The organism is Rhizobium sp. NZLR1b (assembly GCF_019685155.1).
In the GTDB taxonomy this organism is placed as follows: Bacteria; Pseudomonadota; Alphaproteobacteria; order Rhizobiales; family Rhizobiaceae; genus Rhizobium.
In genome coordinates this window covers 245103-269236 of the sequence record NZ_JABDWC010000005.1, presented here as the reverse complement: position 1 = coordinate 269236, position 24134 = coordinate 245103, and the positions used below count along the sequence as shown (strand labels likewise).

Sequence of the window (24134 nt, the reverse complement as noted above, 5' to 3'; positions counted from 1 at the left end):
TTTGTTTTATGCATGTCGTTGTCCCGGAACCGCTGCACACTTCCGGGCGACATGCATTAATCTCAGGCGAAGTAGCTCTGCAGCGGCCGCACTTCGAGATTGCCGGCCTTCAGCGCCTTGATCGCCTGGGCGGCGGCCTCAGCACCTGCCATCGTCGTGTAATAAGGCACCTTCTGCATCAGCGTCGCGCGGCGCAGCGACTTGGAGTCGGAGATCGCCTTGTTGCCGTCGGTGGTGTTGATGACGAGCTGGACCTGACGGTTGCGGATAGCGTCCTCGATGTGCGGGCGGCCTTCCAGCACCTTGTTGATCTTGGTGGCGGTGATGCCGTTTTCGCCGAGGAAGCGGGCCGTGCCGCCGGTCGCCAGCACCTTGAAGCCCTGTTCGACGAGGATGCGGATCGCCGGGAGTACGCGCAGCTTGTCCGCGTCGCGCACGGAGACGAAGACCGTCCCGTCACGCGGCAGCTCGACGCTGGCGCCGAGCTGCGACTTGGCAAAGGCGAGAGCGAAATCGGTGTCGAGGCCGATGACTTCGCCGGTCGAGCGCATTTCCGGGCCGAGTAGCGTGTCGACACCGGGGAAACGGGCGAAGGGGAAGACGGCTTCCTTGACGGCGATGTGCTTCAGCTTGCGTGGATCGGGCTTTTCGCCATAGGCGGCAAAGGCTGCATCGAGTTTCTCGCCAGCCATGACGCGGGCGGCGATCTTGGCGATCGGCGCGCCGATGGTCTTGGCGACGAAGGGCACGGTGCGCGAGGCGCGCGGATTGACTTCGAGAACGTAGACGGTGCCGTCCTTGATGGCGAACTGGACGTTCATCAGGCCGCCGACGTTGAGCGCCTTGGCCATCGCCTTCGCCTGGCGTTCCAACTCGTCTAGCATTTCGGGGGAGAGCGTGCGCGGTGGCAGCGAGCAGGCGCTGTCGCCGGAATGAATGCCGGCTTCCTCGATATGCTCCATGATGCCGGCGACATAGACGTCGGTGCCGTCGGACAGGCAGTCGACATCGACTTCGATGGCATGAGAGAGATAGCTGTCGAAGAGCAGCGGGTTCTTGCCGAGCAGGGTGTTGATCTGGCCCGTCTTGTCGTTGGGATAGCGCTGCTTGATGTCCTCCGGCACCAGTTCGGGAACCGTGTCGAGCAGGTAGCTCTGCAGCTGGCCTTCCGAATGCAGGATCTGCATGGCGCGGCCGCCGAGCACGTAGGAGGGGCGCACGACCAGCGGGAAGCCGATTTCGGTAGCGACCATGCGGGCCTGCTCGACCGAATAGGCGATACCGTTGTTCGGCTGGTTGAGATCGAGCTTCATCAGCAGCTTCTGGAAGCGGTCGCGGTCCTCGGCGAGGTCGATCATATCAGGCGCAGTGCCGAGGATCGGGATGCCGTTCTTCTCAAGCGCTTCGGCAAGCTTCAGCGGTGTCTGGCCGCCGAACTGGACGATGACGCCGACGACTTCGCCCTTTTCCTGCTCGGCGCGCAGGATCTCGATCACGTCCTCGGCCGTCAGCGGCTCGAAATAGAGGCGGTCCGAGGTGTCGTAGTCGGTCGAGACGGTTTCAGGGTTGCAGTTGATCATGATCGCTTCATAACCCGCATCCTTCAGCGCGAAGGCGGCATGGCAGCAGCAATAGTCGAACTCGATGCCCTGGCCGATGCGGTTCGGGCCGCCGCCGAGGATGACGACCTTCTTGCGGTCGGACACGTCCGCCTCGGAGCGGGCGGCGCCGACGAAGGGCGTCTCATAGGTCGAATACATGTAGGCAGTCGGCGAGGCGAATTCGGCCGCACAGGTATCGATGCGCTTGAACACAGGGCGGACGTTCAGGCTGTTGCGAAATTCGGCGACCTGCTTGGGGCGCTTGCCGGTCAGCGTCGCCAGACGGGCGTCGGAAAAGCCCATCGCCTTCAGCATGCGGAGGTTATCGGCATCTTCGGGCAGGCCATGCTCGCGGATACGGGCTTCCGTGTCGATGATGTTCTTAAGCTCGGCGATGAACCAGGGATCGATCTTGCAGCCTTCATGCACCTCTTCGATGCTGAGACCCATGCGCAATGCCTGGGCGACCATGCGCAGGCGATCCGGCGTCGGCGTGCCGATGGCGGCGCGGATGGCGTTGTGGCTGGATTCGCCTTCCTCGGAGTCGGGGATCTCGATTTCGTCGAGGCCGGTCAGGCCGGTTTCGAGGCCGCGCAGCGCCTTCTGCAGAGATTCGGCGAAGGTGCGGCCGATCGCCATGACTTCGCCGACCGACTTCATCGCGGTCGTCAGCACCGGCGAGGCGCCGGGGAATTTCTCGAAGGCGAAACGCGGGATCTTGGTGACGACGTAGTCGATCGACGGTTCGAACGAGGCGGGCGTTGCGCCGCCGGTGATGTCGTTGTCCAATTCGTCGAGCGTATAACCGATGGCGAGCTTGGCGGCGATCTTGGCGATCGGGAAGCCGGTGGCCTTGGATGCCAGCGCCGACGAACGCGAGACGCGCGGGTTCATCTCGATGACGACGAGGCGGCCGTCTTTCGGATTGACGGCGAACTGGACGTTCGAGCCGCCGGTCTCAACGCCGATCTCGCGCAGCACCGCGATCGAGGCGTTGCGCATGATCTGGTATTCCTTGTCGGTCAGCGTCAGCGCCGGCGCGACGGTGATCGAATCGCCGGTATGGACGCCCATCGGGTCGATGTTTTCGATGGAGCAGATGATGATGCAGTTGTCCGCCTTGTCGCGGACGACCTCCATTTCATATTCCTTCCATCCGAGCACCGATTCCTCGACCAGCACTTCGGTGGTCGGCGAGGCGTCGAGGCCACCGCCGACGATCTCGAAGAATTCCGACCGGTTATAGGCGATGCCGCCGCCGGTGCCGCCCATGGTGAAGGAGGGGCGGATGATGGCGGGCAGGCCGACATGGTCGATCGCCTGGGCGGCGATCGCCATGGCGTGGCTGATGTATCGCTGCTTACGATCGCTCTCGCCGAGGTTCCACTGGTTTTCCAGCTCGTCCAGTGCCTTGTCGAGGTCGGATCCGGAGAGGCTGTCGCGCAGCTTGTTGCGCTCGGCCTCGTGCGTCTTGCGGTCGAGGTCCTTGATGTCGGTGGCGTTCGCCAGCATCGAGCGCGGCGTTTCCAGCCCGATCCGGGCCATCGCTTCGCGAAACAGCGCGCGGTCCTCGGCCATGTCGATGGCGGCGGGCTTGGCGCCGATCATTTCGACATTGTAACGGTCGAGCACGCCCATGCGCTTCAGTGAAAGCGCGGTGTTCAGCGCCGTCTGGCCGCCCATGGTCGGCAGCAGCGCATCCGGGCGCTCCTTGGCGATAATCTTGGCGACGACCTCTGGGGTGATCGGCTCGACATAGGTGGCGTCGGCAAGGCCCGGATCGGTCATGATCGTCGCCGGGTTGGAATTGACGAGGATGACGCGGTAGCCCTCCTCCTTCAGCGCCTTGCAGGCCTGGGTGCCGGAATAGTCGAACTCGCAAGCCTGGCCAATAACGATCGGTCCCGCGCCGATGATGAGGATCGATTTGATGTCTTGGCGCTTCGGCATGGGCGATATCCATTGTCTGGCTGCGCAAAAAGCCGGCCAGGGTGGGAGATCACCGGGTCGGGTCGCGCATTGAGGGTCTTTTCAGGCTAGAAGCGGCTTATAGGCAAATGTACTTGCAAACGGAACCCCATAAATCGCGGAATCGACAGGAATCCAACGCCGCGCGGCAGGCTGTTTCCCCTCAGGCAGGACGAGCACCCAGATTTCGCCATGACGCGCCGGACGGGCGAGGTCGACCGCGGCTTCGTGAAGCCCGATCCGCTTGGATGCAGCGGCACGACCCTGATCCGGCCAGAAGCAGAGAGATCGGCGCCCGCGTCGTCGCGGCGGCTTGCTTCAGAGCGTTTCGGTTCTCGCCCGCGGCTGGTCACTACCTCGGTGCAATGCCCTTGGGTGGAAGCGCTGCAGCGGTCCACGATCTTGCCCCAGGCATGGTCTGATTGCCCGATGAAGCCGCTGGAATTCCGGCCGTCGACGGATATATAGATTCCTTAAGGTGCAAGCACGGCATTGCCGGGGAGAACGAAGATGGAATGGAGAGGCCGGCGTCAGTCCGACAATATCGAAGATCGCCGCGGCGACCCGAGCAGCGGCGGTTTTGGCCGCGGCGGTGGCTTCAATTTTCCCTCCGGCGGCGGCGTTCGCCGTGCCGGCGGTGGCCTGAGCATCGGCACGATCATCTTCCTCGTCGTCATCTATTTTATCTTCAAGGCAATGGGCATCGATCTGATGCAGGTGCTTGATAACGGCGGCACGACGAGCGGCCCCGGCTACGAGCAGAGCCAGTCTGGAGGAGCACGCACGCCTGCCAATGATGAGATGACCGCCTTCATGCGTACCGTGCTTGCCGAAACCGAGGATACCTGGACGGGCATCTTCCAGGCGCAAGGCCAGACGTACGAGGAGCCGCGTCTCGTGCTGTTTTCGGGCTCGACGGCATCGGCCTGCGGCTCAGCATCGGCTGCAACCGGGCCGTTCTACTGCCCCGGTGACCATAAGCTCTATCTCGACACGGATTTCTTCCGGGAGCTCTCCGACCGGTTCGGCGCGTCGGGCGATTTCGCCGAGGCCTATGTCGTCGCTCACGAGGTCGGCCATCACGTGCAGAACCTGCTCGGCATCCTGCCGAAGTTCAACCAGGCCCGCCAGCGCATGAGCGAGGAGGAGGCCAACAAGATGTCGGTGCGCGTCGAGCTGCAGGCCGATTGCTTCGCCGGCATCTGGGGCAAATATACCCAGCAGAAAGGCCTGCTGGAGTCAGGCGATCTGGAGGAAGCGCTGAACGCCGCTCAGCAGATCGGCGACGATACCCTGCAGAAACGGTCGCAGGGTTATGTCGTGCCTGAGAGTTTCAACCACGGCACATCACAACAGCGCGTCAGATGGTTCAAGCGCGGCTTCGACAGCGGCCAGCTGTCGGCTTGCGACACGTTCTCAGGGCCGGTTTGAGGGTGAGGGAATAACGCTGTGTTGGAAGAGTGGTGATTGCCCTTCCACCCGCTCACCTCTCACTGTCCATATGCTGCAGCATATGCTCGGGATAGCGCCTACCGGCAGCCGCATCCTTCGGCACGGCGCGTTCGATGGCGACGAAATCTTCTTTCGATAGGTCGACCGCGCGCGAGCCGAGAGCCTCGGTCAGCCGGTCGCGGCGGCGGGCGCCGATGAGCGGGACGATATCCTTGCCCTTGGCGGCGACCCAGGCGATGGCGATCTGGGCGACCGAGACGCTTTTTACCTCTGCAATCTCACGCAGCTTTTCCACCAAAGCGAGGTTCTGCTCGATATTGCCTTCCTGGAAGCGTGGGCTGTAGGCACGGAAATCGCCGGCCGTCGCACCCTGGCCCTTTTGCCAGTGGCCGCTGATCAGGCCGCGCGAGAGTACGCCATAGGCGGTGATCGAGATGCCGAGTTCGCGTGTCGTCGGCAGGATCTTCTCTTCAATGCCGCGCGAGATCAGCGAATATTCGATCTGCAGGTCGACGATCGGGGCAACGGTGGCGGCGCAGCGGATGGTGTCGGCGCCGACTTCCGACAGGCCGATGTGCCTGACATAACCCGCTTTAACCATATCGGCGATGGCGCCGACCGTGTCCTCGATCGGCACGTTCGGATCGAGCCGGGCCGGGCGGTAGATGTCGATATAGTCGACGCCGAGGCGCTGCAGTGTATAAGTGAGGAAGTTCTTCACCGCGACCGGCCGGGCGTCGACGCCGTTCCAGCCGCCGGCAGGATCGCGCAAGGCCCCGAACTTGACACTGATGACGGCATCCTCGCGCCTGCGGCCCTTCAGTGCTTCGCCGATCAGCATCTCGTTATGGCCCATGCCGTAGAAATCGCCGGTGTCGAGCAGGTTGATGCCGGCATCGAGCGCGGCATGGATCGTCGCGATGCTTTCTGCTCTGTCGGAGGGGCCGTACATGCCCGACATGCCCATGCAGCCGAGGCCGATGGCCGAGACTTCGGGTCCGGTCTTTCCCAGACGATAGGTCTGCATTGTCTTCTCCTCATCAGCGCCGAGCAGTGCTGTCGGGTGCTGTTTTACAGCCTTCGCTCCTGCGCGATAATCCGGATGGCGTCGAACGGGCCGTGCGGCGGAATGCACAATGAACGATCTTTTTTAGAATGATCTGGATGCCGTTATCGCGATTGCAAGGGAGGCAATGATCACGTTGCCGCGCTCTGCGGTTGAGGCAAATTATAAATTGCCCGTTCAGCACTATCAAAAACTTTGAAATGTTCACGGATTGTTTCGGTTTATGTTCTGAGCTATGTCACTTTCTCGGCGACGAGATCGTCTTTTCAGGACCAACCGCCGTAGAGATGCCTCATGCTTGATCCTAAATTCGTTCGCCGCGGCCTTTTTCTGGTCTTCATCATCCTTTTCCTCGACATTATCGGCATTGCCATCATCATGCCGGTGCTGCCCGCCTATCTGGAGCAACTGACCGGCGGCGGCGTCAGCGATGCGGCGATCGACGGGGGCTGGCTGATGCTCGTCTATGCCGGCATGCAATTCCTGTTCGCGCCACTGCTCGGAAATCTCTCCGACCGGTTCGGCCGCCGGCCGATCCTGTTGCTTTCGGTGCTGACTTTTGCGATCGACAATTTCATCTGCGGCATCGCCACCAGCTTCTGGATGCTGTTCGTCGGCCGCGTGCTTGCCGGCATCAGCGGCGGCAGTTTTGCCACCTGCTCGGCCTATATCGCCGACATCAGCACGGAGGAGAACCGGGCAAAGAATTTCGGATTGATCGGCATCGCCTTCGGCGTCGGTTTCACGATCGGCCCGGTCATCGGCGGTGTGCTCGGCGAATTCGGCCCGCGTGTGCCGTTCCTCGGCGCGGCTGCGCTGTCTCTCGTCAATTTCATCGCCGCCTGCTTCCTGTTGCCGGAAACCCTGGAGGCGAAAAACCGCCGCCGGTTCGAGTGGAAACGTGCCAATCCGCTCGGCGCGTTGCGACAGATGCGCCACTATCCCGGCATCGGCTGGGTCAGCCTCGTGATGTTCTTGTTCTTCCTGGCGCATGCCGTCTATCCCTCGGTCTGGTCGTTCGTCTCGACCTATCGCTACGGCTGGAGCGAGGGACAGATCGGCCTGTCGCTCGGTATTTACGGCATCGGCGCGGCGCTCATCATGGGGCTGGTTCTGCCGCGTATCGTGCCGGTTCTCGGCGAGTGGAAGACGGCTCTGCTCGGCCTCTGTTTCTCGGCCGTCGGACTCACCGGCTATGCTTTTGCCTGGGAAGGCTGGGTGGTCTATGTCGTCATCGTCGCGACCGTCATGGAGAACGTCGCCGATCCGCCGCTGCGCAGTATCGCCGCCGGCAAGGTGCCGCCCTCGGCGCAGGGGGAACTGCAGGGTGCGCTAACCAGCCTCAGCAGCATCACCACCATCCTCGGGCCGCTGATCTTCACGCAATTGTTCAGCTATTTCACCCGGCCGGAGGCGCCCGTCACCTTTGCCGGCGCACCCTATCTGACCGCCGCCCTGTTCATCCTGCTGGCTTCAGGCGTGTTTCTCGTACGGGTCCGGGTCCGTGAGCCGGACGAGGCGCTGGAAGCGGCGGGTTGATCGATCAGAAATGATGATGCGATGATGAATTTTTCATCATCTGCCTGCTTTGGGGTAGTTCTTTGCGGGACTTTGATCTAAGCCCGAAGGATATTTCGCCGCAAGTTGCGGTGACACATATTTCAATCACAGGACTGGTGTCATGGACACGCCGATCGACGCGCGCAGGCTTGCGCCGGCAACCGATAATCGTTGGGGCGCACATTTCCGTGCAACGCTGGCGCTCGGCATTCCGCTGATCGGCGCGCAGCTTGCCCAACTCGGCATCAACACCACCGACGTGATGATCGTCGGTCGTCTCGGCGCCGAACATCTGGCGGCGATGGTGCTTTCGGCGCAATTCCTGTTCACGATCCTGATCTTCGGCTCGGGCTTTGCCATCGCTGTCATTCCGATGGTGGCGCAGGCCTATGGCCGCGGCGACGTCGTCTCTGTGCGCCGGGCGTTGCGCATGGGTCTGTGGGTAGTGATCGCATACTGGGTCATCATGCAGCCGGCCTTCTTCAATTCGGAGCGGATCCTTCTCTTCGCACAGCAAAAGCCCGAAGTGGCCAAGCTCGCTCATGGCTACATCATGATCGGCCAGTTCGGCCTGCTGCCGGCGCTGCTCTTCAACGTCATGCGCGCGCTGGTCAGCGCCATCGGCAAGGCGGGCATCATCCTCAACGTCACCGTCGTCACGCTGGTGATGAACGCGATCTTCGCCTATGCCCTCGTGCTTGGCCATTTCGGCTTTCCGGCGATGGGGCTCGAGGGAGCGGCGATCGTTTCGGTCGTCGTCCAGACAGCTGGTTTCCTCTTCATCCTGGCTTTTGTGCAGCGGCGGGAAGAGACGCGGCGCTACGAGATCTTCGTGCGGTTCTGGAAGCCCGACTGGCATGCTTTGCTGGAGGTCATCCGGCTTGGTCTGCCGATCAGCGTGACCATCCTTGCCGAGGTCAGCCTGTTCACCGTGGCGTCGCTGTTGATGGGGTATATCGGCACCATCGAGCTCGCCGCCCACGGCATCGCCCTGCAATGGGCCTCGATCGCCTTCATGATCCCGCTCGGCCTCAGCCAAGCGGCGACGGTGCGCGTCGGCGTCGCCCACGGGCAGGGTGATTACCGGGGGGTGGTACGCGCTTCGATCATGGTGCTCATCCTTGCCTGCGCCATTTCAGCGGTGGGCTCGGTGCTGTTTGCCACTATGCCGCAATTCCTCGGCAGCTGGTTCCTCGACGTTCACTCGCCGGAGGCGCCCCAGGTGCTTGCCTATGCCGGACCGTTGATTGTCGTCGCCGGGCTTTTCCAGTTGGTCGATGGCCTGCAGGTGATCGCCAACGGATTGCTGCGCGGCCTCAAGGACGCACGTGTGCCGATGATCATGGCGTTGATTGCCTATTGGCCGATTGGCTTCTTCCTTGCCTGGGCCTTTGCCTTCCCGCTCGGCTTCGGCGGCATCGGTATCTGGTTCGGGTTCCTCGTCGGGCTGGCGGCGGCGGCCGTCATGCTCTGCTGGCGGTTCTACCTTCTCCTTCGCCGGGAGGGAGCGACGGCCGGCGCCTGAGCCGGCCGCGTAGCTCACGCCGCGACAGGCTTGTAGCTGGCGATATCGGCGCGGATGCCGAGGCGCGCGAACAGTTCCTGCGGATCGAAATTCGCCGCCTCGTACGCGGCGGCGACGGCTGCCCGCGCACGCTCGACGACCTCGGCGCTTTCCCATTGGGCGATGGTCACGAAGTTGAACTCGCCGGGACCAGCGACCTGTTCCAGCACTCTGTGGTCGATGAAACCCTCCTGGGCCTCCAGCAGCTTGTGGGTCATCATCACTTTGACGAGAAATTCCTCACGCGCCGCGGCGGCACGACGAATTTGTCGACACGAAAGTAGGCTCCGCTCATCTATTTTCTCCTGCATTAGATGTCTGCGGGGAGTTTGTAATTCCTCAAGTTAAGTCGAGGTCAACATGCAAGGCAAAGAAAAAGGCTCGCGGTGCGAACCCTTAGACTGCTGACAAGCGCGCCAACACAACTTTCGTCATGCTCCGGCTTGTCCCGAGCATCTGCCTCCAGTCGATATGGCAGCAGATCCTCGGCACAAGGCCGAGGATGACGAAGAGTGAGGTTTGTCAATATGTTAAAGGCTCGCCTATAGGCGAGCCTTCATCTGAAATGGGGGCGGCATTGAAATCAGCGTTCGGCGAGGGCCGGCTCGCCCTTCTTCTCGCGCACCATGTTGATGAAGCGGCGGAAGAGATAGTGGCTGTCCTGGGGCCCGGGAGAGGCTTCCGGATGGTGCTGGACGGAGAAGACCTGTTTGCCGAGGACGCGCAGGCCGCAATTGGTGCCGTCGAAAAGCGAAATATGAGTCTCTTCAACGCCATCGGGCAGTGATTTCGAGTCGACCGCGAAGCCATGGTTCATCGAGACGATCTCGACCTTGCCGGTGGTATGATCCTTGACGGGATGATTGGCGCCGTGATGACCCTGATGCATCTTCTCGGTCTTGGCGCCGAGGGCAAGACCCAGCATCTGATGGCCGAGGCAGATGCCGAAGACCGGGATATCGGTCTTAACTAGCGTCTTGATCACAGGCACGGCATATTCGCCGGTTGCCGCCGGATCGCCCGGGCCGTTCGACAGGAAGATGCCGTCCGGCTGCATGGCGAGCACGTCTTCGGCGCTCGTTGCGGCCGGCACGACGGTCACCTTGCAGTCGAGACCGGCAAACAGGCGCAGGATGTTGCGCTTGACGCCGTAGTCGAGGCAGACAACGTGGTATTTCGCGTCCGTTGCACTGAGCTGGCCGTAACCTTCGTTCCAGACCCACGGCGTTTCCGTCCATTGCGAGGACTGGCCCGACGAGGCGATCTTGGCAAGGTCGAGGCCTTCGAGGCCGCTCCAGGCCTTGGCTTCGGCCTTCAACGCCTCGATGTCGAAGACGCCGTTCGGATCGTGGGCGATCACCGCGTTCGGGGCGCCGTTCTCGCGGATCCAGGCGGTCAGTGCGCGCGTGTCGATGCCGCAGAGGCCGACGACGCCGCGCGCCTTCAGCCATTGGTCGAGATGCTTGGCGGCGCGATAGTTCGAAGGGTCGGTGATGTCGGCCTTGAAGATGACGCCGACGGCGCCGTGGCGGGCGGCAGGCGTCAGGTCCTCGATGTCTTCATCGTTGGTGCCGATATTGCCGATATGCGGAAAGGTGAAGGTGACGATCTGGCCGAGATAGGAGGGGTCGGTCAGGATCTCCTCATAACCGGTCAGCGCCGTATTGAAGACCACTTCGGCCGGCACCTTGCCGGTGGCGCCGATGCCCTTGCCTTCGATGACCGTGCCGTCGGCAAGAACGAGCAGGGCGGTCGGCTTTTCGATTGTCCAGGGTGCTGTCGCGGTCATCTTCATCCCGTTTCCGGCGGCCGGTGCGCGCGTTGCGGCGCTCGTCGCCATTTGATCTCGCAGGCGTGTGGACACGGCTATGCCGCGCGCTTCAGGCCTGATCACGAATTTTGGTGCAGGTGGCGGTAGATAGCCATGCATTCGTCTGCGGTCAATCTTTCTAGCCGAGATTGCCGCCGTTTTCCTGCGGTTTATCGCGTCGACCGCGCAATTTATTTGATCCGCCGCATCAGCGTGGTTTATGAAGCGGCATCAAAACAGGAGTAAAGACCATGCTGCGCGATCAACTCGCCACCCAGCTGAAAGAGGCGATGAAGGCCAAGAATGCGGAGCGGCTTTCCACCGTCCGGCTGATTCAGGCCGCGGTCAAGGACCGCGATATCGCCAATCGCGGCACCGGCAAGGAGCAGGCGAGCGACGACGAGATTCTGCAGATTCTCGCCAAGATGGTAAAGCAGCGCGACGAATCGGCAAAGATCTACGAGGAGAATTCCCGGCCGGAGCTTGCCGCCAAGGAGCGCGCCGAAATCATCGTCATCCAGGATTTCATGCCGAAGCAACTTTCGGACGGTGAGGTGCGCGCCAATGTCTCGGCAATTATCGCCGAGACGGGCGCCGCGGGTGCCAAGGACATGGGCAAGGTGATGGCGGCGCTGAAGGAGCGTTATGCCGGCCAGATGGATTTCGCCAAGGCGTCGGCGACCGTCAAGGAATTGTTGAGCTGATCCGTCTTTGGAGCGGTCCTGCATTCATGGAAGCTGAACCGCTCCAATTTTGTTTTACGCAATTCCCGGCAAAAGCACTTCGCGCTTTGCCTGGGAAAACCGCTTCACACTTTTCCTGGAATTGCTCAGCTGACACGTCTTGCTTGCGGTTCGTCGCGGACCGCAGGCCCGAGCACCGCTTCGGCTGCGGCATCGATGATGGCGAATTTCGCCGCCTGATAGTTCCAATATTCGAGGATGAAGCGGCGCGACAGCCAGAAGTCGCCCTTGCGGGAGGGTGCTGTCCACCCGACACTCTCCATCGCCGCTGCCTGTGTCAGAAGCCGCTTCAGGTGGGTGTTGGAGATCATGAACTGTTCGCGGATTTCCCTGAGAGACAGAGGGCCGAGCACGACACGTTCGGCCGTCCGAGGAAATTCCGGAAGGCGCGAGATCAGGTAGTCCATCACCAGCCCGCCGGTATTTGCCCAGTTGAAGAGGTTGAAGGTGGGGCCTGGATTGCGCACCGCCTCGCTGCCAATGATCGCCCTGGCGATCCGCGGCTGGATCGCTGCCATCAACGCCGAGGGATCGGCGGTGACCTTGCCGGCGCGTTCACCGCCATCGAGGTTGTCGAGGATCATCAGATGGGCAACGAGCCATCGGGTGAAATGCTGCTCAGCGGTTTCCGTGGGCTCCAGATAGCGCGTGCGCTTGTCGGGGCCGGGAACCGGCCGCAGGAAACGATAGGCCAACATTTCCTGCATGAAGGCCGCGGCTGTATTGCGGCTGGCGATGTCGTTCCTGACCGCGAAATCGATGAAGCGGCCGGAATAGAGGCCGCTCTTGCCGTCGTCGGGATAACCGTAATGAAGCGCGAAGCCGGCATGGGCCATCAGCCAGCGCTGCTGCGCGGCGAAAATCGAGGCGATGCGCGGGCTCTCGCGATAGATCGAGAGCATCTGATCGGCGCAATGCAGGATCGCAGCGAGAAAGCGATCGTCGGCTGCGAGGTTTTCCGCGGTAAAAGCCATTTGGAGGGGTCCAGGAGTTCGGCGCATACATCTTTCATGCAAGCGCTGCCTGTCAACGGTTTTGTCAATAAGCGGTTAATTTCAAAGGAGAGTTGTCGCAAAGGGAGCCAAAATTTAAGAAGGCAGGAGCTGGGGGCGCTCCTGCCTTCTTGCTCTTTGCTTCCGCCGGCAAACGCAGGGCCGAGGCCCAAGCCGGAGGGTATTTGCAAAGGCACCCTTGCGAAGCGGCGCCGGGGGTAGGGATGGTGCTTCGCTCGGGGATCGCTTTGTTGAGATCGAACCTATTGCGGTGCGGCGGCTTGTTCAAATTACAAAAAAATAATAATTGCCGAAAACATCGATTTTGGAGGCGCCGCAGCAAAGGCTCGGCAGGCGCCGGCGGAATAGAGTTGCACAATCGATGCGCGAGATAAGTGTCTGTTTTAGAACGTTTTAATTCAATTCTGCTAAGGGTCGACGCTCTAGCCGAGACATTTGCAACGGTGGAATTTCGGTGCTTGAAAGACAATAATGTCGCACCCTGTCGCAGGGGGCGATAACGCGTTGTTGATGGGATAAACAGCGCTGATGGCCATGGGTGCACTTGCCTGTGAATAGCGGGTTTTGATGACAAGTTTCGTGGCATGGAGCGGCAAAGCAGCTTATATGGAGGTTGGCCAAGAGGTATAAATGCGCTTTTCCAACACCTTTCTCGATGATATCCGCGACCGCGTTCCGATTTCGAACGTGATCGCGCGCCGCGTGAGCTGGGACAAGCGCAAGACCAACGTGTCGCGCGGCGATTACTGGGCCTGCTGCCCGTTCCACGGCGAGAAGTCGCCGAGCTTCCACTGCGAGGACCGGAAGGGCCGCTATCACTGCTTCGGCTGCGGCCTCACCGGCGACCATTTTCGCTTCCTCACCGAGCTGGAGGGTCTGAGTTTCCCCGAGGCGGTGCAGCAGATCGCCGATATGGCCGGCGTTCCGATGCCGCTTGCCGATCCCGTGATGGAGAAGCGCGAGAAGGAGCGTGGCTCGCTGATCGACGTCATGGAAATGGCGACACAATTTTTCCAGGATCAATTGCAGACGGCGAATGGGGCGAGGGCGCGCGCCTATCTGCGCGACCGTGGGCTGACTGGGCGCACCATCGAGACCTTCCGTCTCGGCTATGCGCCGGATAGCCGCAATGCGCTCAAGGAATTTCTCGCCGGCAAGGGCGTCACCAAAGAGCAGATCGAGGCTTGCGGCCTGGTCGTTCACGAAAACGTGCCGGTTTCCTACGATCGCTTCCGCGACCGCATCATGTTCCCGATCCTCTCGTCGCGGGAAAAGGTGATCGCTTTCGGCGGCCGCGCCATGTCGGCCGATGCGCCGGCGAAATATCTAAATTCCAACGAGACGGAGCTCTTCCACAAGGGCAATGTACTTTACAATTTCGCCCGCGCGCGCCGCGCGATCCAGGGTCCGGGCCGCAGCGATCCTCAGGACGATAATGTGACCGGCACCATCATCGCCGTCGAAGGCTATATGGACGTGATCGCGCTGCATCAGGCCGGCATCGAGAACGCCGTCGCGCCGCTCGGCACGGCGCTCACCGAAAACCAGCTCGAGCTCCTCTGGAAGATGGTGCCGCAGCCGGTGCTCTGCTTTGACGGCGACGGCGCCGGCGTTCGCGCCGCCAATCGCGCCGCCGAACTGGCGCTGCCGCATTTGAAGCCCGGCCGTTCGGTCCGTTTCGCGCTTCTGCCGGATGGCAAGGACCCGGACGATCTCGTGCGCGACGATGGGCGCACACCCTTCGACAAGGTGATGAGCCAGGCGAAGCCGCTTTCGGAGATGCTGTGGAGCCGGGAGATCAACACCGGCAAGTTCGACACGCCCGAGGCGCGCGCCGAACTCGAGGCGCGGCTGAAACAGCTGGTTGCCGTCATCGCCGACGAGAATGTGCGCCGCCATTACCAGCAGGATATCCGCGATCGGCTGAACACCTTCTTCCAGCCGCAGTTCCAGAACCGCAACAATGGCGAACGCCGCGGCTTCAACGGCAACGGCAATTCCCGGACGGGCCGCGATAATGCGGGCAAGGCAGGGCCGAAAAGCCCCAGCGTCATTTCCGACCGGCTCGCCCGCTCGGGGCCGGTGCGTGGCCACCGGGACAATACGGCGTTGCGCGAAAGCGTGCTGGCGCTGACCATCGTCAATCATCCGGCCCTGATGATCGACGATTATGACGAGATCGCCGCGATCGACTACGACAGCCGCGAGCTGCAGCGGCTCTGGTCGGCCATGCTTGGGGCAGCGGCTGCGGTCGCCGGCCCGCATCTGACGCGCGACTATCTGACCGAGCGGCTAGAATTCGAAGGGTTCGGCCCTCTCATCAAGAGCCTCGACCAGCAGGTGCGCAATGCCAGGCTCTGGACGGCGACCGAGGAGGCGGCGATGGAGGATGCGCGTGAGGGTTATCGCCAGGCGCTCGCCTTCCACAAACGGGCAAAAGCGTTGCGCCGGCAGAAGATGGAGCTCGAACGCGAGATTGCGCTGGCGACCGAAGCCGGCGACGGCGAGGCGATCGTTCATCTGATCCGAGCCCAGCAGGAAGTGCATTTCGAAGGGGTGCGCCTTGAGAACCAGGAGGCGATCATCGACGGCTTCGGCGTGCTTTCCGGCCGCGTCAAAGGGGCGGCGAACCACTGATGCCGCTGACCGAACGGAACGAACCGGGCTTTTCCGCCGCCGATGCGCTGTTTTCCGCTGGCCGCGCGCCGCTCGAAATCCTCAAGCAGATCTACGGCTACTCCTCCTTCCGCGGCAAGCAGCAGCAGGTGGTCGAGCATGTGGTTGCCGGCGGCGATGCCGTTGTGCTCTTCCCCACAGGCGCGGGCAAATCGCTGTGCTTCCAGATTCCGGCGCTCTGCCGTGACGGCGTCGGCATCGTCGTTTCGCCGCTGATTGCGCTGATGCGCGATCAGGTGGAGGCGATGAAGCAGCTCGGCATCCGCGCCGCCGCGCTCAACTCGTCGCTGTCGCGCGAGGAGTTTATCGCAGTCCGCCGCGCGCTTTCGGCAGGTCAGCTCAACCTTCTCTACGTCACACCGGAGCGCATCCTCACCGACGGCTTCCGCGAGCTGATCGCCAACGAGAAGATTGCACTGTTCGCGATTGACGAGGCCCATTGCGTCTCGCAATGGGGCCATGATTTCCGGCCGGAATATCGCGCGCTCGGCCGGCTCGGCGAACAATATCCCGGCGTGCCCAGGGTGGCGCTGACGGCGACGGCCGATCCGCATACGCGCGACGACATCATCGAGCGGCTGGGGCTCGACGCTGCCGAGATCTTCACCACCAGCTTCGACCGTCCGAACATCGCCTATGAGATCGTCGAGCGCGACCAGCCGCGGCAACAGCTCTTGCGGTTCCTGTCCGGCCACAAGGGAAACAGCGGCATCGTCTATTGCCTGTCCCGCGCCAAGGTCGAGGATACGGCCGAGTGGCTGAACGGGCAGGGTGTGCGCGCGCTTGCCTACCATGCCGGCATGGACAGGGCGGTTCGCGACGCCAATCAGGATGCCTTCCTGAAAGAAGAAAACCTCTGCCTGGTCGCCACCGTCGCCTTCGGCATGGGTATCGACAAGCCGAATGTGCGTTATGTCGCTCATCTCGACCTGCCGGGCTCGGTGGAAGCCTACTATCAGGAGACCGGGCGTGCGGGCCGTGACGGCCTGCCGTCCGAAGTGTGGATGGCCTATGGCATGGCCGACGTCATCCAGCGCGGCCGGATGATCGACGAGGGCAGTGCTGGCGCGGAGATCAAGCGGGTCGAGCGCGCCAAGCTCAATGCATTGCTGGCGATCTGCGAGACCGCCTCCTGCCGCCGCCAAGCGATCCTTGCGCATTTCGGCGAGGCGCATGCCGGACAATGCGGCAATTGCGACACCTGCCTGAAGCCGGTCGAAACCTGGGAGGGCACGGAAGCGGCGATCAAGGCGCTGGCCGCGATCTACCGCACCGGCGAGCGCTTCGGCGCCGGCCATGTCGTCGACGTGCTCGTCGGCAACGTCAACGAGAAGACCGAGCGCTTCGGCCACTCAGAGATGCCGGTCTTCGGCGCCGGCAAGGATATTCCGGCGCGCGTCTGGCAATCGGTCTTCCGTCAGATGCTCGCCATGGGGCTGGTCCGCGTCGATCACGAGGCTTACGGAGCGCTGAAACTGGAGCCGGAGGCACGCACCGTCTTCAAACATGAGCGGCCCGTGTTCTTCCGCAAGGACCGGCCGGCCTCCGAGCGGCGGACGAAGAAGGCGGAACGCAGTGAACGCAAATCGGGACTGTCGGGTGCCGACGGCACGCTGTTCGAGGCGCTGCGAGCTGAGCGCATGGCGATCGCAAAATCGCTCGGCGTGCCACCCTATGTCGTCTTTCCCGATACGACGCTGATCGCCTTTGCCACCGAGAAGCCGCGGAGCCGCAAGGAACTGCTCGCCATATCCGGCGTCGGGCAGGCGAAGCTCGAGCGTTACGGCGACGCGTTTCTGGAGATCATTCTCTCGCACGACAGTGCTTGAACCAGAGGCTGAGCCGGCGGCCAATTGTTGAGATCGGCACAGGAGGCATGGTAGATGCTGCCTCGCAGGAGGAACGCTGATGACCCGAAATATCTACGATCGAGTGGAATTCTTCGCCGGATACAGCGAACTCAGCCGCTCCGTCCGCGGGCTGGACGGAGCGTCCGAATGGCCGGCGGTTCGAGCACTTCTGCCTGACCTTACCGGCAAACGCGTTATTGACCTCGGTTGCGGCTTCGGCTGGTTTTCGCGATTTGCCGTGGGCCAAGGTGCTGCAAGCGTTCTCGCGCTTGATATTTCGGAAAAGATGATCGCCCGAGCACGGACCGATACATCGGAAGCCGCGATCACCTACGAGATCGCCGATCTCGAGCATCTCCAGCTTGCCGGAGCCTCCTTCGATTTCGCCTATAGCTCGCTGGCGCTGCACTATGTCGATGACTTTGCCGGTGTCGTTGCCACCGTGCATGACGCGCTTATTCCGGGATCGCGATTCGTCTTCACCATCGAGCATCCGATCTTCATGGCGCCGAGCAACCCGGACTGGTCTACCGATGTCGAAGGTCGGCGTGTCTGGCCGCTCGACCGCTATGCTGTCGAGGGTCCGCGCACGACCGACTGGCTCGCCAAGGATGTCGTCAAACAGCATCGCAAGCTTGGAACGACGCTCAACACCTTGATCGCGGCTGGTTTCGCCATCCGCCATGTCGAGGAGTGGAGCCCGAACGATCGGGAATTGCAGGACAATCCCGATTGGGTCCAGGAATTGGACCGGCCGATGTTCCTGCTGATCTCGGTCCAGCGCTGAAGAAGACAAGCCGGCGGCGATATGCTAACCCGGCTGGCACGGAAATCGCTACGAAGGGCCGCCCATGACCTCGCAATTCCTCTCCCATCTCCAAGCCGAGATTTCGGCGCTGAAGGATGCCGGCCTCTACAAATCCGAGCGCATCATCAGCTCCAAGCAGGCGGGCGAGATCGTGATTTCGACCGGCGAACGGGTGCTGAATTTCTGCGCCAACAACTATCTCGGCCTTGCCGACAACGAGGAACTGGCCGAGGCCGGCAAGCAGGCACTCGATCGCTGCGGCTACGGCATGGCTTCGGTGCGCTTCATCTGCGGCACGCAGGAGGAGCACAAGCAGCTCGAAGCGCGCATCTCCACCTTCCTGGGCATGGAAGACACGATCCTCTATTCCTCCTGCTTCGACGCCAATGGCGGCCTTTTCGAAACGCTGCTCTCCGAGGAAGACGCGATCATCTCGGACGCACTGAACCATGCCTCGATCATCGACGGCGTCAGGCTTTCGAAGGCCAAGCGCTTCCGCTACGCCAACAACGACATGGCGGCACTCGAAGAGGAATTGAAGAAGGCCGAAGGCAGCCGCTTCAAGCTGATCGCCACCGACGGCGTCTTCTCGATGGACGGCATCATCGCCAATTTGGGCGGCGTCTGCGATCTCGCCGAGAAATACGGCGCGATGGTCATGGTCGATGACAGCCACGCCGTGGGCTTCGTCGGCAAGAACGGCCGCGGCTCGCCCGAACATTGCGGTGTCGAGGGCAGGATCGACATCATCACCGGCACGCTCGGCAAAGCGCTCGGTGGCGCCTCCGGCGGTTATACCTCGGCCAAGGCCGAGGTCGTCGAATGGCTGCGGCAACGTTCGCGGCCCTATCTGTTCTCGAATACGCTGGCGCCGGTCATCGCCGCTGCCTCGCTCAGGGTGTTCGACCTGATCGAAAACGGTGATGCCTTGCGCAAGCGCCTGTCCGACAATGCCGATCTCTTCCGCACCGAAATGACCAAGCTCGGCTTCACGCTCGCCGGCAAAGGCCATCCGATCATCCCGGTCATGCTGGGAGATGCGAAGCTTGCCCAGGACATGGCGAGCCTGATGCTGAAGAGGGGCATCTATGTGATCGGATTCTCCTTCCCGGTCGTGCCGAAGGGCCAGGCCCGCATCCGCACGCAGATGTCGGCAGCGCATTCGCGTCAAGATGTCGAGCGGGCGATTGCGGCCTTTGCCGAGGCAGGGCGGGAACTGGGCGTGATTTGAGAATGGGGCTGCCATCTTCCTCTTCTCCCCAGCGGGGAGAAGATGTCCGACAGGACAGATGAGGGGGAGGAGCAAAGCGACGTTTCGAGCGGCAAGCGAGAAACAAAGTAAAGTCATGGCGTGCCGTGTGGCCCCCTCATCCGCCCTACGGGCACCTTCTCCCCGGTGGGAGAAGAGGGAGTCGCAAGGTCCGGAACCAGAACAAGGGCGGGATATTGTCGATGTCGAACATGATGAAGGCGCTGGTCAAGTCGAAAGCGGAAGTCGGGCTCTGGATGGAGAATGTGCCGGTGCCGGAGGTCGGGCCGAACGACGTGCTGATCCGGGTGAAAAAATCGGCGATCTGCGGTACTGACGTGCATATCTGGAACTGGGATCAGTGGGCGCAGAAGACCATTCCGGTGCCGATGGTCGTCGGCCATGAATTCTCAGGCGAGATCGCCGAGATCGGTTCGGCGGTCACCCGCTATCATGTCGGCGAGCGGGTTTCCGGCGAGGGCCATATCGTCTGCGGCAAGTGCCGCAACTGCCGGGCCGGCCGTGGCCATCTCTGCCGCAACACGCTCGGCGTCGGCGTCAACCGGCCGGGTTCGTTCGGCGAGTTCGTCTGCATTCCCGAAAGCAATGTCGTGGCGATCCCGGAGGATATATCCGACGAGATCGCCGCGATCTTCGATCCGTTCGGCAATGCGGTGCATACCGCGCTTTCCTTCGATCTGGTCGGCGAGGACGTGCTCGTCACCGGCGCCGGGCCGATCGGCATCATGGGCGCGCTCGTCGCCAAACGGTCCGGCGCCCGCAAGGTTGTCATCACCGATATCAATCCGCACCGGCTGGCGCTGGCGCGCAAGCTCGGGATCGACCACGTTGTCGACGCATCGAACGAAAATCTCGCCGATGTGATGAAGGCGATCGGCATGACCGAAGGTTTCGACGTCGGGCTTGAAATGTCGGGCGCCGCACCCGCCTTCCGCGACATGATCGACAAGATGAACAATGGCGGCAAAATCGCCATTCTCGGCATTGCGCCGGCGGGCTTCGAGATCGACTGGAACAAAGTGATCTTCAAGATGCTCAATCTCAAGGGCATCTATGGCCGCGAAATGTTCGAGACCTGGTACAAGATGATCGCCTTCGTCCAAGGTGGTCTCGACCTTGCGCCGATCATCACCCACCGTATCAAGATCGGCGAATTTCGCGACGGTTTCGAGGCGATGCGGTCGGGCAACTCCGGCAAAGTCGTTATGGATTGGATGTGAGGAGGACAAAATGCTCTATGAAGGAAGCTGCCATTGCGGCAAGGTCGCTTTCGAGGTCGAAGGTGAATTCACCGAGGCTATCGATTGCAACTGTTCGCTCTGCCGGCGGCGGGGCGGGCTTCTGGCCTTCGTGCCGCGTGACAAGCTGGTGCTGAAGACACCCGAAGCCGATCTTTCGACCTATACATTCAACAGGCATGTCATCCGGCATCACTTCTGCGCCAATTGCGGCATCGCGCCGTTCGGCGAAGGCGTGGCCCCGGACGGTGCGGCGATGGCTTCGATCAATCTGCGCTGTATTCCCGCGGTCGATCTCGGCGCGCTGAAGGTGACGGCCTATGATGGCGAGGCAAAGTAACAAAGATTCGTCCGGACAGAGGCGAATAGATCAACGATAGGACTGCAAAAATAGCGCGAATAACTGGCGCGGCGCGCAAAATCTTTGCTGCCCTTGTCTTTTGTTCGCCGCGTCTTAAATAAGGGGTTCGCAATCGCTGCCGCGGTTCAAAGCCTGTGGATAAGGCTTTTTCCGATTTTTCGTGAGCTTTTTTTGTGGAAAAGCTTGACGAGAGCAAAAAATGTGGGAATCACCGTTCGACTTGTTGAAACGGTGAACTGGGTCAAGGCGGATCGCGCAACCATTGCCGGAAATCCAAAGGCAAGAAAGCTTTGCTGTCCGGTGCCGGCGATCGTGGTTAATCAGGCTTTAAATGTCATCCCGTTAGGTGGGCAATGGTGATTCGAGGGCGGCGCGAGCGACGCGTCCGGCCCTGAGACGGCCCATTACCGCAGCGAGATTGGATAGCGTCAGGAAGGCGACGATATAAATGGCAACCAAGGTCAAAGAGAACGAAGACGCGGAAGTCGAACGCGACAGCGCAACCGACGGCCCTCTTCTCGATCTTTCCGACGACGCGGTCAAGAAGATGATCAAGGCCGCCAAGAAGCGCGGCTATGTGACGATGGACGAGCTCAATGCTGTCCTGCCGTCCGAGGAAGTCACTTCCGAGCAGATCGAAGACACGATGTCGATGCTTTCGGATATGGGCATCAACGTCATCGAGGACGAAGAAGCCGAGGAAGCCGGTGCTTCCAGCGGCGGCGATGATGACGACGCCAGTTCCGACGAGGAGAGCGAAGGCGGCGAACTCGCGCCTTCGAGCGGCACGGCGCTTGCTACCGCCAAGAAGAAAGAACCGACTGACCGTACCGATGATCCGGTGCGCATGTACCTGCGCGAGATGGGCTCGGTGGAGCTTCTTTCCCGCGAGGGCGAAATCGCCATCGCCAAGCGCATCGAGGCCGGCCGCGAAACGATGATCGCAGGCCTCTGCGAAAGCCCGCTGACCTTCCAGGCGATCATCATCTGGCGCGACGAACTCAACGAAGGCACGACGCTGCTGCGCGAGATCATTGATCTCGAAACGACCTATTCCGGTCCTGAAGCCAAGGCTGCGCCGCAGTTCCAGAGCCCCGAGAAGATCGAGGCCGACCGCAAGGCCGCTGAAGAGAAGGAAAAGACCCGCCGCGCCCGCTCCGGCGACGACGACATTACCGATGTCGGCGGCGAGGGCCTGCCCCCCGAGGAGGAGGAAGAGGACGAGGACGAATCCAACCTTTCGCTGGCGGCGATGGAAGCCGAGCTTCGCCCGCAGGTGATGGAGACGCTGGATACGATCGCCGAGACCTACAAGAAGCTGCGCAAGCTGCAGGACCAGCAGGTCGAGCAGCGCCTGTCGGCATCCGGCACGCTGTCGACCGCCCAGGAGCGCCGCTACAAGGAGCTCAAGGACGAGCTGATAAAGGCCGTCAAGTCGCTGTCGTTGAACCAGAACCGCATCGACGCCTTGGTCGAGCAGCTTTACGATATCAACAAGCGCCTTGTTTCCAACGAGGGCCGCCTGCTGCGTCTGGCCGAATCCTACGGCGTCAAGCGCGACTCCTTCCTTGAGCAGTATCAGGGCGCCGAGCTCGATCCGAACTGGATGAAGTCGATCGGCAATCTGGCCGCCCGCGGCTGGAAGGAATTCGCCAGGGGCGAAAACACGACGATCCGCGACATCCGCCAGGAGATCCAGAACCTGGCGACGGAAACCGGTATTTCGATCTCGGAATTCCGCCGCATCGTGCATATGGTGCAGAAGGGCGAGCGCGAAGCGCGCATCGCCAAGAAGGAAATGGTCGAAGCAAACCTTCGCCTCGTCATCTCCATCGCCAAGAAATATACGAACCGCGGCCTGCAGTTCCTCGACCTCATTCAGGAAGGCAATATCGGCCTGATGAAGGCGGTCGACAAGTTCGAATACCGCCGCGGTTACAAGTTCTCGACCTATGCGACATGGTGGATCCGGCAGGCGATCACCCGTTCGATCGCCGACCAGGCCCGCACGATCCGCATTCCGGTGCACATGATCGAGACGATCAACAAGATCGTCCGCACTTCGCGCCAGATGCTGCATGAAATCGGCCGCGAACCGACGCCGGAAGAACTGGCCGAAAAGCTCGCCATGCCGCTCGAAAAGGTCCGCAAGGTCCTGAAGATCGCCAAGGAGCCGATCTCGCTCGAAACCCCGGTGGGCGATGAAGAGGATTCGCATCTCGGCGATTTCATCGAGGACAAGAACGCACTGCTGCCGATCGACGCCGCCATCCAGGCGAACCTGCGCGAGACGACGACCCGTGTCCTCGCCTCGCTGACGCCGCGCGAAGAACGTGTTCTGCGCATGCGCTTCGGCATCGGCATGAACACCGACCACACGCTCGAAGAAGTCGGCCAGCAATTCTCGGTCACCCGCGAACGTATCCGCCAGATCGAAGCGAAGGCGCTGCGCAAACTCAAGCATCCGAGCCGCTCGAGAAAGCTGCGCTCGTTCCTCGACAGCTAAGACTTCGACGACACCGTTATGATTGGAAAAGCCGGGCTTCATGTCCGGCTTTTGCTTTTGTGATTAACACCAATGATCGCGATGGCTTTCTTGTCCCTTAGTGGTGACAAGGCTATAATCCCGACCCACGGGGGAAGGATCGATCGCGACGCGCGAACGAGGTCGACGTAGGCTTGCGTAGGCCAATCCTCCGTTGGGAGGTGCGACGTGACCACTTACATTCTTTTGATCGATTGGACGGATCAGGGCATTCGCAACGTTCGCGACTCGACAAAGCGGCTGGACGCGGCGAAGAAATTGCTCGCCGGCGTCGGCGGCTCCTTCAACCAGTTCTTCCTGACGATGGGCGGGCATGACATGGTTGCCGTCTGCGAGGCGCCCGATGACGCGGTGATGGCGCATTTTACGCTCTCGCTCGCCATGGGCGGCAATGTGCGGACCGAGACGCTGAAGGCATTCCCGGAAGCGGCCTATCGGGATCTTATCGGCTCGCTCGGCTGAATGCAATTAATGATTGTGTATTTTGCCTGTTGCATGGCTTCGGCTGTGCTGGCAGTGTCAGGTCGTGCTTCAAATTCCGCGGCAGGGCTACCGGCCCGATTTTTCGGCAAACTTCATGATGAACGCGCTCCTCAGTTTCATGATCGT

General features: G+C 61.5%; 17 protein-coding genes and 1 pseudogene. 13 read left to right on the top strand and 5 right to left on the bottom strand.

All coding sequences use genetic code 11. The annotated features are described in order from the left end of the window. Window positions 1-62 precede the first annotated feature (62 nt). A complete protein-coding gene (gene carB / locus HJB84_RS10030; RefSeq protein ID WP_207581237.1) occupies window positions 63-3551 on the bottom strand; it encodes a carbamoyl-phosphate synthase large subunit in 3489 nt (1162 codons plus the stop codon). Window positions 3552-4079: 528 nt separating this feature from the next. Between carB and HJB84_RS10025 the strand changes: the two genes are divergently transcribed. Beyond that, the gene (locus tag HJB84_RS10025) at window positions 4080-5000 is read left to right on the top strand and encodes a neutral zinc metallopeptidase (RefSeq protein ID WP_221115840.1); all 921 of its coding nucleotides are present in this window, start codon (window positions 4080-4082) and stop codon (window positions 4998-5000) included. A 52-nt stretch (window positions 5001-5052) separates the two neighbouring features. Here HJB84_RS10025 and HJB84_RS10020 read toward each other — a convergent pair whose 3' ends face one another. Beyond that, window positions 5053-6048, bottom strand: a complete 996-nt coding sequence (locus HJB84_RS10020) for an aldo/keto reductase (protein ID WP_207581235.1) — start codon at window positions 6046-6048, stop codon at window positions 5053-5055. 333 nt (window positions 6049-6381) lie between these two features. Here HJB84_RS10020 and HJB84_RS10015 point away from each other — a divergent pair, with 333 nt between their 5' ends. Both HJB84_RS10015 and HJB84_RS10010 read left to right on the top strand, forming a co-directional pair. Continuing rightward, a complete protein-coding gene (locus HJB84_RS10015; RefSeq protein WP_207581234.1) occupies window positions 6382-7626 on the top strand; it encodes a TCR/Tet family MFS transporter in 1245 nt (414 codons plus the stop codon). 142 nt (window positions 7627-7768) lie between these two features. After that, complete coding sequence (locus HJB84_RS10010; protein WP_221115839.1) at window positions 7769-9172, top strand: MATE family efflux transporter; 1404 nt, start codon at window positions 7769-7771, stop codon at window positions 9170-9172. A 14-nt stretch (window positions 9173-9186) separates the two neighbouring features. On the opposite strand, the pseudogene HJB84_RS10005 reads toward HJB84_RS10010, so the two are convergent. Further along, window positions 9187-9506, bottom strand: a pseudogene (locus tag HJB84_RS10005) (antibiotic biosynthesis monooxygenase family protein). A gap of 288 nt (window positions 9507-9794) precedes the next feature. After that, window positions 9795-11000 (bottom strand): glutamine-hydrolyzing carbamoyl-phosphate synthase small subunit, encoded by a 1206-nt coding sequence (carA, locus tag HJB84_RS10000; protein ID WP_207584346.1) that lies wholly within the window; start codon window positions 10998-11000, stop codon window positions 9795-9797. 272 nt (window positions 11001-11272) lie between these two features. On the opposite strand from carA, the gene HJB84_RS09995 reads away from it, so the two are divergent. Further along, window positions 11273-11725 (top strand): GatB/YqeY domain-containing protein, encoded by a 453-nt coding sequence (locus HJB84_RS09995; RefSeq protein WP_207581231.1) that lies wholly within the window; start codon window positions 11273-11275, stop codon window positions 11723-11725. Window positions 11726-11850: 125 nt separating this feature from the next. Here the strand turns inward: HJB84_RS09995 and HJB84_RS09990 are convergent, their stop codons facing one another. Continuing rightward, entirely contained in the window at window positions 11851-12738 is an 888-nt protein-coding gene (locus tag HJB84_RS09990) for a hypothetical protein (protein ID WP_207581230.1), read from the bottom strand. Window positions 12739-13407: 669 nt separating this feature from the next. Between HJB84_RS09990 and dnaG the strand changes: the two genes are divergently transcribed. The 9 genes from dnaG to HJB84_RS09945 all read left to right on the top strand — a co-directional run bounded on the left by dnaG (window position 13408) and on the right by HJB84_RS09945 (window position 23987). After that, on the top strand, window positions 13408-15414 hold the full coding sequence (dnaG, locus tag HJB84_RS09985) for a DNA primase (protein ID WP_207581229.1): 2007 nt from the start codon (window positions 13408-13410) through the stop codon (window positions 15412-15414). After that, complete coding sequence (gene recQ, locus HJB84_RS09980) at window positions 15414-17282, top strand: DNA helicase RecQ (RefSeq protein WP_207581228.1); 1869 nt, start codon at window positions 15414-15416, stop codon at window positions 17280-17282. The genes dnaG and recQ overlap by 1 nt, the downstream gene beginning before the upstream one ends. Before the next feature lie 79 nt (window positions 17283-17361). Then, window positions 17362-18090: a bifunctional 2-polyprenyl-6-hydroxyphenol methylase/3-demethylubiquinol 3-O-methyltransferase UbiG gene (locus HJB84_RS09975; protein WP_207581227.1), complete on the top strand. Its 729-nt coding sequence runs from the start codon at window positions 17362-17364 to the stop codon at window positions 18088-18090. A 64-nt stretch (window positions 18091-18154) separates the two neighbouring features. Then, window positions 18155-19342: a glycine C-acetyltransferase gene (locus tag HJB84_RS09970; RefSeq protein WP_207581226.1), complete on the top strand. Its 1188-nt coding sequence runs from the start codon at window positions 18155-18157 to the stop codon at window positions 19340-19342. Window positions 19343-19563: 221 nt separating this feature from the next. Next, window positions 19564-20601, top strand: a complete 1038-nt coding sequence (gene tdh, locus HJB84_RS09965) for an L-threonine 3-dehydrogenase (RefSeq protein ID WP_207581225.1) — start codon at window positions 19564-19566, stop codon at window positions 20599-20601. Window positions 20602-20611: 10 nt separating this feature from the next. Further along, on the top strand, window positions 20612-20959 hold the full coding sequence (locus HJB84_RS09960) for a GFA family protein (protein WP_221115838.1): 348 nt from the start codon (window positions 20612-20614) through the stop codon (window positions 20957-20959). 84 nt (window positions 20960-21043) lie between these two features. Continuing rightward, entirely contained in the window at window positions 21044-21340 is a 297-nt protein-coding gene (locus HJB84_RS09955; protein WP_221115837.1) for a hypothetical protein, read from the top strand. A gap of 88 nt (window positions 21341-21428) precedes the next feature. Next, window positions 21429-23486 carry an RNA polymerase sigma factor RpoD gene (gene rpoD, locus HJB84_RS09950; RefSeq protein WP_207581222.1) on the top strand — a complete coding sequence of 686 codons (2058 nt, stop codon included), beginning with the start codon at window positions 21429-21431 and terminating at the stop codon, window positions 23484-23486. Window positions 23487-23693: 207 nt separating this feature from the next. Further along, on the top strand, window positions 23694-23987 hold the full coding sequence (locus HJB84_RS09945; protein ID WP_064839863.1) for a GYD domain-containing protein: 294 nt from the start codon (window positions 23694-23696) through the stop codon (window positions 23985-23987). The last annotated feature ends 147 nt before the right edge of the window (window positions 23988-24134 follow it).